The sequence below is a fragment of the Bacillus sp. VA15 genome (genome assembly GCF_055721145.1).
The window spans coordinates 179255-192120 of the sequence record NZ_JBVQPQ010000002.1 but is presented as its reverse complement, the minus strand read 5'-3'; the positions used below and the strand labels follow the sequence as shown (position 1 = coordinate 192120).

The 12866-nt window shown below is 46.1% G+C and carries 1 protein-coding gene; it reads left to right on the top strand.

All coding sequences use genetic code 11. The annotated features are described in order from the left end of the window. Nucleotides 1-15 precede the first annotated feature (15 nt). Nucleotides 16-12798 (top strand): SDR family NAD(P)-dependent oxidoreductase, encoded by a 12783-nt coding sequence (locus AC0DBE_RS06030; RefSeq protein ID WP_472961455.1) that lies wholly within the window; start codon nucleotides 16-18, stop codon nucleotides 12796-12798. Nucleotides 12799-12866: the final 68 nt, after the last annotated feature.

Genomic DNA, 12866 nt, shown 5'->3' with positions numbered 1-12866 from the left:
GAGAGGAGTGGGAAAATGATAACTGAACAACTGACCATTTCAATAAATAATCCTATTATGTCCAACCACAAGGTATATGGACAAGCGTTATTACCCGGCCTTGCTTATATAGATTTGATCTACCAAGTATTCCAAGAACATGGTTATGCATATCAAGAGCTTGAATTGAAAAACCTGACCATTTTTTACCCTTTGATCGCAGACGAATGGTATGACATTGCTTTGACCATTCACGTGTCTGAAAGCAAGAAAGGGAAATGGTCCATCATCATCGACGGACAAAAACAGCGTGGTGAGTCGCTATCGGACAAAAGACAATATGTGACGGCTGACATGCATCGTAAAGAGCGAACTGCTTTTGCCGAATCAATAGACCTTAATCAGTGGAAACGTACAGCTGACAGGATTCTGAATTTGGATGAAATATATGAACAATGCTGCTCTCAACAATTAGTGCATACTGGCATGATGAAAGCGAAAGGGCAGATTTTTGAAACCAAAGAGGGTGCTTTGATAGATTTATCAGTCGGACAGGAAGCGTTGCTTCATTCTGAAGCGTTTCTGTTTCATCCGACTCTCATTGACGGCAGCGGCATAGGTTCAAGCTGCCTGCTCTCAGATCAAACGATGTATCTGCCATTGTGTTATGAATCGTTTTCAGCTTCGGAACGATTGCAAAAAGGATGTACAGCCCGGATACTTTCTTCATCTGTGCGCCAGAAGAAAGAACTCACATATATGACGATTGAATATTTTAATTCATCAGGACAAAAAGTGGCCGAGCTGAAACAGTTTGCAGGCAAGTCTGTACGGGATGCGGCAGTCTTTCCTTCTGCAAAAGAAAGTCAAGAAGAAAGACAAGCTGTCTCTCAAAACCCTGGTCAGGACTATACCGCAATTGAAACGTATTTGCGTCAATTGCTTGCTGAACAGCTTGAAAGGCCGGCAGAACAAATGGATATCCATGCCGGATACTATGAGCTTGGGCTGGATTCACCATCCCTCCTTAATGTGGTTCAGGAGATAGGGGCTAAGATTGGAGCGGACCTCTCTCCAACACTGCTGTTTGAATATACAACGATTGCAGAACTAGCTGCGCATCTTGCTGATTACTATTCAATTGGAGAGGTGGACGATACAGTCCGCCAGTCTCCTGTACCAATGCAGAATTCTTCAGCAGCCGCTATCTCTTCACGAGAAATCGGGGAGGATATTGCGATTATCGGAATGGCAGGCCGTTATCCTAAGGCAAAAAACATACAGGAATTTTGGGAACATCTTAAGGCAGGTACCGACTGCATCACAGAGATCCCCAACTCGCGGTGGGAATGGAAGGAAAACAATGGGCTGGAGTCACCTTCAGGCAAGCCATTCTCGAAATGGGGCGGGTTTATCGAGGATGCTGATTGCTTTGATCCTCAATTTTTCAGGATCTCACCCCGTGAAGCGGAAACCATGGACCCTCAGGAACGCTTATTTTTAGAGACGTGCTGGGAAGCTATTGAAGATGCGGGGTATACACCAGAAACAATTGCTTCACAGCAGGGAGAAAATAAAAGGCAGCATGTCGGCGTATTTGCCGGTGTTATGCATAAGGACTACTCCCTTATAGGAGCGGAGGCTCTATCAGAGCACAATCTATTTCCTTTATCGCTGAATTATGCGCAAATTGCCAACAGGGTCTCTTACTATTGTAATTTCCACGGCCCAAGCATGGCGGTGGACACGGTCTGCTCTTCTTCATTAACTGCGGTTCATCTGGCTATAGAGAGCATCCGGAATGGAGAATGCGAGGCCGCGCTTGCAGGAGGCGTCAATTTATCACTGCATCCGGCCAAATATATCAGCTACGGCAGTGTGGGGATGCATTCGAGTGACGGCTATTGCCATACATTCGGCAAAGGCGGGGACGGCTACGTATCTGGAGAAGGTGTCGGAACAGTATTGTTAAAGCCGCTCCGAAAAGCTGAACAGGACGGTGACCGGATTTATGCTGTCATCAAAGGCAGTGTCATTAATCACGTAGGAAAAGTAAGCGGAATTACAGTTCCGAGCCCTGTCGCTCAAGCTGATGTTATCGAAGCGTGTTTAGAGAAAACGGGAATTGATCCACGCACCATCAGCTATGTTGAAGCCCATGGCACTGGAACCTCATTAGGGGATCCGATTGAAATACAAGGATTGGTGAAGGCTTTCAGCCGCAATACACAAGACAAGCAATTCTGCTCAATCGGTTCTGTGAAATCAAACATTGGCCATGCCGAATCTGCAGCCGGCATCAGCGGCTTAACAAAGACTGTCCTGCAGCTGCATCATAAAACATTGGTGCCATCATTACACTCAGAAGAGCTGAATCCATATTTGCAGCTCGATCAAACCCCATTTTTTGTCCAGCATGAAACGAAAAAATGGGAGCAGCCTTCAATGGCAGAAAACGGGATGGACGTCACATATCCCCGCCGCGCCGGTTTAAGTTCGTTTGGGGCCTCAGGGTCCAATGCGCATCTTATTTTGGAAGAATATATTCCGGCAGAGAGCTTTTCAGAGCCGGTTTTATCGAAAAATGAAGAAGTAATGATTCCATTGTCCGCGAGAAACAAAGACCGTCTGCAGGCTTACGCTGTTAAACTCCTTGCTTTTCTGAGCGAGGACGTCAATCTTGTAGCGTTAGCTTATACATTACAGACGGGCCGGGTGGAAATGGAGGAGCGGGCAGCCTTCATCGTAAAGGACATAAAGGATTTAACTGCTAAGCTTCGGGCGTTTACAAATGGTGAAGAAGAGATCGATGGTTGCTGGACTGGGCAAGCCATGGAGGATCAGGAGGCTGCAGAACCAACATCAACAAACAGCGAGTTGAAGAAAATGGCGGAATCATGGGTTCAAGGAAAGCGGGTCATCTGGGACGGCTTATACGGCGATCGCAAGCCGCTTAAAATCAGCGTTCCGACCTACCCGTTTGCTAAGGAGCGCTACTGGATACCGGCTCCTGAAACGAAAACCAGCACTGTGAATCATACCTTACATCCGCTTGTGCACCGCAATACGTCAGACTTTACTGAGCAGCGCTTTAGCTCTGTTTTTACAGGTAAGGAATTTTTCCTTTCTGATCATGTTGTGCAGGGACAGAAAATCTTGCCGGGTGTTGCCTATTTAGAAATAGCAAGAGAAGCAGCGGAAAAAGCTGCGGGCGATCTGGAAGATGAACAAAGAGTTGTGTCGCTTAAAGACATCGTCTGGGTCCGTCCTATCACGATAGGAAGTGAACCAAAAGAAATACATATTGGCCTTTATCCTGAAGATAACGGGGACATTTCCTTTGACATTTACAGCATTTCTGAAACTAAAGAAGAAACCCCAATGGTACACAGTCAAGGCCGTGCAGTCATTTCAGCTGAAGCGGACACCCCAGTTTTAGACCTTGCATCAATCCAGACAGAATGCAGTCTGGACACAGTAACGTCAGAACAATGCTATACGGCGTTTCGAAAGATTGGGCTTGACTATGGCGAGGGCTATCAAGGGATAGAAAAAGTACTCGTCGGACAAGATCAATTGCTTGCCAAAATCTCATTGCCCGATTCTCTAAAAGACGGTAAGCAGCAATTTACGCTTCACCCGAGTTTGATGGATTCCGCCTTCCACTCCACAGTCGGTTTTATCGTTAGCTCAGTCAATGCTGACAGACAAGCTCATCAGCTTTCTCTCCCGTTTGCATTGCAGGAGCTTGACATTTTCAGCCCGTGTCCAGAAGAGATATGGTCTTATATTCGATACAGTTCAGATAGCAAAGCGGAGGACAAAGTCAGAAAATATGATATTGATTTATGCGATGAGAACGGGAACGTTTGTGTGCGAATGAAGGGTGCTTCGATGCGAGCACTTGATGGAGAGCAGGCCAAGCCTCAAACAGTAGCTGATTCCCCGCTGACAGGGCATACGATGATGATCCCTGCCTGGGAACCGGTTTCTCCAGATAAGGAGGGCGATGCTTCGTTTATCGGTACGCGTGCTGTTTTATGCGGCGGTACTGAAGGTGAACGGGCATTAATAAAGCAGCATTATCCTCAGGTTTCCTTTATCGATTTTCGGCCTGCAGATGACATTGATGCAATAGCAGACAAACTGCAACTGTACGGCAGCATTGACCATGTATTGTGGATTGCCCCGTCATACTCGGAGAATATGTTTAGTGAGGGACAAGAAGAGGCTGTTCTTCAGGCGTTTAAGCTTGTGAAGGCATGTCTTCAATTAGGTTATGGTGAGAAACAGCTAGAATGGTCTCTTGTGACCGTCCAAGCGCAGCCGGTTACGCAACATGAAACTGTACAGCCAGCTCATGCAAGCATTCACGGACTCGCCGGCACAATCGCTAAGGAATATCCGCATTGGAAAATCCGTCTTCTTGATCTTGAAGAAGGCTGCACATGGCCGGTAAAACAAATGTTTACCCTTCCTGCTGATCGTCTCGGCCACGCTTGGGCCTATCGGAATCAGCAATGGCATCAGCAGCAATTGATCCCATATCGGCACTCACCGTCAAATGACACGCTATATCGAAAAGGCGGAGTCTATGTGGTCATCGGAGGCGCCGGGTACATCGGGACGGCATGGAGTGAGTACATGATCCGCCGCTATCAGGCGCAAATCGTTTGGATTGGACGCAGTCAAATCAATGATGCCATCAAGGCAAAAGCAGACCGTCTTTCCGCTCTTGGCCCTGAGCCTTACTATATTGCTGCCGATGCAGCGGATATGCATTCATTGCAGCAGGCTTATGATCAAGTGAAAAAGCGTTATCCTCACATTCACGGAATCGTTCACTCTGCCATGGTTTTATCTGAACAAAGCCTGGAAAAAATGACGCTGGAAGAATGTAGAGCCGGACTGGCGGCCAAGGTGGATGTCAGTGTTCAAACGGCCCAAGTGTTCCGTCAGGAGAATTTGGATTTTGTTTTATTTTTCTCTTCGCTTGTAGCCCATATCAAAAATGTGAAACAAAGCCATTATGCCTCTGGCTGCGCATTTGCAGATGCTTTTGCTCACCGTCTTTCCCAAAGCTGGGCTTGCCCTGTAAAAGTCATGAACTGGGGATATTGGGGGAACAGTGAAGCCGCCGAGGATGAACAATATGTACAGCTCATGAATCAAATTGGCTTAGGCTTAATTAAGCCTGCGGAAGGCATGAAGGCGCTGGAAGCACTGCTTTCTGGGCCAGTCAGCCAAACGGCTTTCATTCATACGACAAAACCTGTCGCAGTCGAAGGCGTGAATCAGAATGAATTCATCACCCTTTATCCCGAGCACCCTTCAGTTGACGCTGAAAGCCTGAAGGAGCGCCTGCCGAAAACAGGACAATTAAATAGAGTCACACATGAAGAGCTGGACGATCTTCTTTACAGGTTGTTGTTAGGGCAGCTGCAAACGGCCGGACTGTTTGATGGTCATAGATTATCAGTTGAACGCCTTCAACAATACAAGACTCGTGAATTTTATGAAAAATGGCTTCAGCAAAGCAGTGAATTCCTTCTGCAGCATGATTATCTTAAGAAAGATGGAGATTCATTGGTGAGGAAGGATCAAGCAGAGGATATCGGGCTGCTTTGGCAAGAATGGAATGCGAAAAAAGAAAAGTGGCTCAATGACAGCAATACAAAGGCGATGGTTGTATTAGCAGAGACCATGTTGAAGGCATTACCGGATATTTTGACAGGGGAAGTCCCTGCCACAGATATCATGTTCCCGCATTCCTCAATGGAATTGGTGGAAGGCATTTATAAGCATAACCAAGTGGCAGACTATTTTAATAAAGTGCTTGCCGATACGTTAATCGCTTACGTGGATGAACGGCTGAAGCACGATCCTGAGGCATCGATTCGCATTATGGAAATAGGCGCAGGCACAGGCGGCACGAGTGCCGGAATCTTTCAAAAACTGAAAGCCTATCAAAACCATATCAAAGAATACTGTTATACAGATCTGTCGAAAGCATTTTTGCTGCATGCTGAAAAGGAATATGGGGCGGAAAATCCGTACCTGACGTATCAGCTTTTTGACGTGGAAAAACCAATTGACCAGCAGGAAATCGAGGCTGGCGGCTATGATGTCGTCATTGCCGCTAATGTCCTTCACGCGACAAAAAATATCCGTCAAACCCTGCGGCATACAAAAGCAGTGATGAAAAACAACGGAATGCTGCTGCTGAATGAAATGGCGGGAAACAGCCTGTTCCCCCACATCACCTTTGGTCTCTTGGAAGGCTGGTGGCTGTATGAAGATCCTGCAGTGCGGATTCCCGGCTGTCCAGGCTTATATCCTAACAGCTGGAAAGAGGCACTAGAAAGCGAAGGCTTTGAATCTGTCTTCTTCCCGGCCGAAGCTGTCCATGATCTCAGTCACCAGATTGTCGTAGCCTCAAGCAATGGGCTGGTTCGCCGTATGATGATGGAAAGTGTGATCGTGCCAGAGAAAGATATGTCTCAGACATCATTTAACGAGCCAGCCAATACACAAAACATAGCTTCGGAGAAAGCGGGACAATCCAATACTGATGCTCTTAGAGAAAAAAGCACAGAATATATGAAAAAACTAATCGGAGAAACATTGAAAATTCCTGCAAGCAAAATTGAGTCATCTGAACCGCTTGAAAAATACGGTATCGATTCTATCGTCGTCGTCCAGCTGACGAATACATTGCGTAAAGAATTAGACCATGTAAGCAGCACTTTATTTTTCGAGTACCAGACCATCGACGCGTTAGTAGAACATTTAATCAAAACAAAAACAGAAGCACTCATGAAACTGACAGGTCTTGACCGTCAAGTTCACCAACAGCCACCGGCCGCAAGCAAGAATGAATCTTCACAGAAGTCTGGACACGCCGTTAAAAGATCGCAGCGCTATCGCAAGCTTGGCTTCAGCAAGGAGAAAGAAACGCCAACACACGCTCTTGCCAGCCGTGACGTTGCCATTATTGGCATATCCGGACGTTATCCTCAGGCGGAGACAGCAGAAGACTTTTGGAATAACCTAAAAGAAGGGAGAAACTGTATTGAGGAAATTCCGAAAGAACGCTGGGATTGGAGAGCCTATTACGATAAAGAAAAAAGAAAAGAAGGGTCGATTTATACGAAATGGGGCGGATTTATCAAGGATATGGACAAGTTTGATCCATTATTCTTTCAGATTTCTCCGCTCGAAGCAGAAAGAATGGACCCTCAGGAGCGATTATTTCTGCAAACCGCTTATGCAAGTATTGAAGATGCGGGATACACGCCTGACACGCTCTGTACAAGCAGAAAAATCGGCGTCTTTGCCGGAGTCATGAACAAAAATTATCCGACCGGCTACGGCTATTGGTCTATCGCCAACAGAATATCCTATTTGCTGAATTTCCAAGGTCCGAGCCTTGCAGTCGATACAGCCTGCTCCTCTTCTCTGACAGCGATTCATTTAGCGCTGGAAAGTATTTATAGCGGATCAAGTGATTGCGCCATTGCCGGCGGTGTCAATGTAGTTGTCGACCCGGTCCATTATCAGAACTTATCTGTCATGAATATGCTCTCTGCAAGTGATACATGTAAATCATTCGGCGATGACGCAGATGGATTTGTCGACGGTGAAGGCGTAGGAGCCATTGTGTTAAAGCCGCTGCAGCAAGCAATAGCAGACGGCGACCATGTTTACGGTGTGATAAAGGCCAGTGCGATTAACAGCGGAGGAAAAACAAATGGATATACGGTTCCAAATCCTCATGCACAGGCACAGCTGATTAAAGAAGCGATTGAGAGCGCCAACATTCCTGCCCGGACCATCAGTTATCTGGAGGCGCATGGAACAGGCACCGCATTAGGAGATCCGATTGAGATAGCGGGATTAGCAAAAGCATTTGAGGAAGATACGCAAGAGAAACAGTTTTGCGCGATTGGCTCCAGCAAATCAAATATCGGCCATTGTGAAAGTGCAGCCGGCATCGCCGGGCTGACAAAAATTCTTTTTCAGTTTAAATACGGCCAAATTGCGCCATCTTTGCATTCTCAGCGATTGAATCCAAACATTGAATTCAGCCATACTCCGTTTGTCGTTCAGCAGCATCTTGGTGAATGGAAACGCCCGGTGATTGACGGGCAAGAGGTGCCGAGACGTGCCGGATTGAGCAGTTTTGGCGCAGGAGGGTCCAATGCACATATGATTCTGGAAGAATATATTCCGAGAACAGAAGCGCAGACTCCTGAAGCTCATTCTCCTGCGTTGATTGTGCTGTCAGCGAAAAACAGGGAACGGCTGCAAGAAAAAGCGGAACAGCTGCTCACAGCCATTCAAGAAAAAAGGTACAGCGAAACAGATCTAATCAGGATCGCCTATACTTTGCAAACGGGCCGTGAAGCAATGGAGGAACGGCTGGGCTTTATAGCGGAATCATTAGAGGATCTTGAGAGAAAGCTGAACGATTTTATCGAAAACAAAGCAGACAGCCTGTACCTGGATCGCATCGATGACAACAAAAAAGCATTAGCCGTCTTATCAGCTGATGAAGATACGGAAAAAATCATAGAGGCATGGATGAGCAAAGGAAAATACACGAAACTGCTGGATCTTTGGGTGAAAGGCTTGTCTTTTGACTGGGGCAAGCTGTACGGAAGCCAAACGCCTGTCCGGATCAGTCTTCCGGCATATCCATTTGCAAAAGAACGTTACTGGGTACCAAGCCCGGCAAAGGATCCGGCGCGTATAGAACAGAATCATGAACTGCAACCAGAAGAGCATTTCGAGGTTATGACTTTTCAAGAAGTGTGGAAAGAAGAGCCGGCAACTCTCACATCGAAACGTTTCAAAACGCTCATCTGTTTTCTGACGGATAGAGAAAAGCAAAACGCATTCGCTGCATCTGTGAAAAATGTTGATCAGGACACCAAGATCATTTTTATTTCACAGGGCGAGGTGTACAGCAAACAATCTCAAAACAGCTATCAGATTGTGCGGCAAGAACCCGTCACTTTTGAAAAAGCCTTCCAGAGCATTCAGGCGGAACATGGAGAGCCAGATGCAATCCTCTATTTGTGGCCTGCGGAAGACGCGAGCTGTATAAAGGACCATTCCTGTATTGTCTATCTATTACAAGGTATGACTGCAGCAAAGCTTCACCCTTCACGGCTGCTGCTGGCAGGACGTTTTGAAAATGGTCTTGACCGGAGCTATCTGGAATCATGGATTGGCTTCGAACGTTCACTCGTGCTTGTCCTTCCACACACAAAAGTGACTGGGATCTTTCAGCCGGCAGATCAAGAATCGATGGAGGATTGGGCGCGAAAAATCTGGACGGAATTACAGGCTTCAACTGAACAAACCGTTTTGTATCAAAATGGGAAACGATGTGTATGTCACATTGAACAGACCACGATACAACCGAACAACAGCAAATTGAAATTTGGCGGTACTTACCTAATGACAGGCGGTTTAGGAGGGCTCGGTTATTTATTCGCCAAGCATTTGGCTAAACACTATGCCGCAAACCTGATTTTGACAGGGAGGTCGCCTTTCAATGACGAAAAGCAAAAGAAATTAAAAGAATTAAAGGATCTAGGCGGCGAAGCCATGTATGCAGAAGCAGATGTTTCAGATCCTATCGCGATGGGAGACTGCGTAAAAAGAGGGAAAGATCGATTTGGTACCATCAATGGTGTTATTCATGCAGCCGGGATCGAAAGCGATTCTACTATTTTTGACAAAGAGATCGAAAGCTTCCGGCGCATCATTGAACCGAAAGTCAACGGCACGATAGCGCTTGATGAATGGCTTAAAAATGAAGCCCTTGATTTTATTTGTTATTTTTCTTCGTCTTCTGCTATTTTAGGAGATTTTGGCTGTTGTGATTATGCAATCGGGAATCGGTTCCAAATGGCTTATGCACAATACAGAAATGAGCTTCATAGCGGAAAAACGTTTGTCATCAACTGGCCTGTATGGAAGGATGGCGGAATGAAGATCGGTGATGAAGGAACAACCGATATGTACCTGAAATCAAGCGGTCAGCGCTTCTTAGAAGCCGATGAAGGCATCCGTCTATTTGAACACATCCTGTCTCAGCAGGATGCTCAGCATCTCGTGATCGCTGGCCAGTCCAGCCGGGTCAGCCGCTTTTTAGGAATGACTGAACCAGCCGTTCCGGAACCGGCCATTCAAGCACCTGCAGCACAAGAAAAAAGGGAAGAGATCAAAACGCTAAGCATTGAAAAGCGTTTAGAACACGATCTGAAAGAACATATTCACGCATTGCTTAAAATCTCAAAGGACAAGCTGAATTTGAACAAAAATTGGGCCGACTTCGGATTTGATTCGATCTATTTGGCTAAATTCTCGAATGTGCTATCAAAGCATTTCAACATCGAAGTGACACCGGCTTTATTTTTTGGCTATTCGACTTTACAAGAATTGATCGGCTTCTTCTTAACGGATCACAAAGAGCTGATCGAAGCACTTTACCGGGATGATGCATCTGAGGCACAAAAGCCCCCTGAAGCTGAAGTGGAAATTCCTGCAGCTCCCGTACCAGAAAGCAATCATAAGAGCGACAGGCAGTCTCACGCCGAGCTTATCGCCATTATCGGAATGAGTGGCAGGTTTCCTCAAGCTGATTCGATCCATGAGCTATGGGACAATCTGAAAAACGGCAAACATTGTATCTCTGACATCCCGAAAGAACGCCGCGACTGGGGTGGTGCTGACGGAGATCCAGAAAAAGCAGTCCCAAAATGGGGCGCATTTTTGAAGAACATAGACCGATTTGATCCACTGTTTTTTCAAATATCGCCTAAAGAAGCCGAAAGCATGGACCCGCGCCAGCGCATTTTTCTAGAGGAAGCATGGCACACGTTTGAAGACGCTGGCTATATGGGACATCGGATAAAAGGAAAATCCTGCGGTGTTTACGTAGGTGTGGAAGAAGGTGAATATGCGCATTTAATCGGAGATACGGATTACATTAACGGAACGCAAAACGCCACATTATCTGCGCGAATCGCATACGCATTAGATTTAAAAGGGCCTAATATGGCGTTGACAGCGGCATGTTCATCTGGACTTGTGGCGATTCATCAGGCATGTTCAGCCCTGCGTCAGGGAGATTGTGAAATGGCTTTAGCCGGCGGCGTCAGCCTGAATATTTCTCAAATGTCTTTTGAAGCGCTGACAAGAGCCGAAATGCTTTCTCCAAATGGACAATGTAAAGTGTTTGACCAGGATGCCAATGGTCTGGTGCCAGGTGAAGCGGTAGCTGCTGTTCTCCTGAAACCATTATCAAAGGCCATTGAAGATAAAGATCACATTTATGGCTGCATAAAGGCCAGCGGTGTGAATTACGATGGCAAAACCAATGGCATTACTGCACCAAATCCTTTTAGCCAGGCAGAATTGATCGAAAACATTTATGAAAAAAATGAAATCAACCCACTCGATATTCAATATGTGATGGCGCACAGTACCGGCTCAAATCTTGGAGATCCGCTTGAGGTCCAAGCGTTAACGAGCGTGTTCAGCAAATATACGAAGCAGAAGCAATTCTGCATGATCAGCTCGATTAAACCGTTAATCGGACACACATTTGCAGCGTCAGGGGTGGTTGCTTTAATCAGTATGCTGATGGCAATGAAAAACAAGACCATTCCGGCTACTCATCATTGTGAATCGGACAACCCGTATATTCAGTTTAAAGAAAGCCCGTTTGTGCTATGCAAAGAGAACCGTCCATGGATCAGGAAAAATCAGAAGCCGAGGATGGGAACAATCAGCACGACAGGAATCAGCGGCACCAATGCGCATGCAGTCATTGAAGAATACATCACGGATGAGCAGCCGATCACACAACGGCATAAAGAGTCAGCTGAACCCCCGCAGGTCATCGTGCTTTCAGCCCAAAATGACGATCGGCTTCAGGATGCTGTCAGCCGCATGATTGCGTATCTTGAGCAGAATCAAAACCTTTCTTTACCTGATGTTGCATATACACTTCAGGCGGGGAGAAAAGCCATGGAAGCAAGGCTCGCGATTGTTGTGAACAATCAGGAGCAATTGGTGCGAATATTGAAGGAATATGCGGAAGCAATGAAGAATGGTGGGGTATCAGGCCAACAGGCATCTCTTTATACAGGACATACGGAAGGGATGATAGAAGAACAGGATGAAGCAGTCCTGCAAATTCTCGCAAAAGAAAGAAATTTGGAAAACATTGCGGAATGTTGGGTGAAAGGATATCAGATTCCTTGGGAGCTCCTTCATGAAGGTGATGACGTTCGGATGCTCCCTTTACCTGGCTATCCATTTGCAAGGGAGCGGTATTGGGTTTCGTCAGGCAATCATCAATCAGAGGCCGCTAAACCGCATACACAAGACATGAAAAAAGAGGTTGACGAGCCTAATGGGGAAACGCACATGCAAAAGATCATTGTTCAATTTTTAGCACGAGAGTTGGGCATATCTGAGGATCGCATCAATTTCAAAAGAAACTTTCTGGATTATGGGATGGATTCAATTCTTGGCCGAAAATTGATGCGTCATATCGAAAAAACCACGCAGATGAAGATGACCGGCCGGGAAATCCTTGAATGTCAGACAGTTCAAACTCTATCCGCTCATTTGGCATTAAAAGCAGAAAGACAGAATCAAAGCGCGGCAGCACATCAAACAAAGGGCACGTATACAGACGAGCAAATCATCGGATTGATGCAAGGGGTGGCGCAAGGAAAATTGGATTTTAAGAGTGTGCAAAACATCATAGAAGGGAGTAAATCGTATGAATCATAAAGAAATTCTCGATGCCTTCAGATCAGGAGAATTAACCATTTCTGAGGTAGAAGAACATCTTCAAGGCA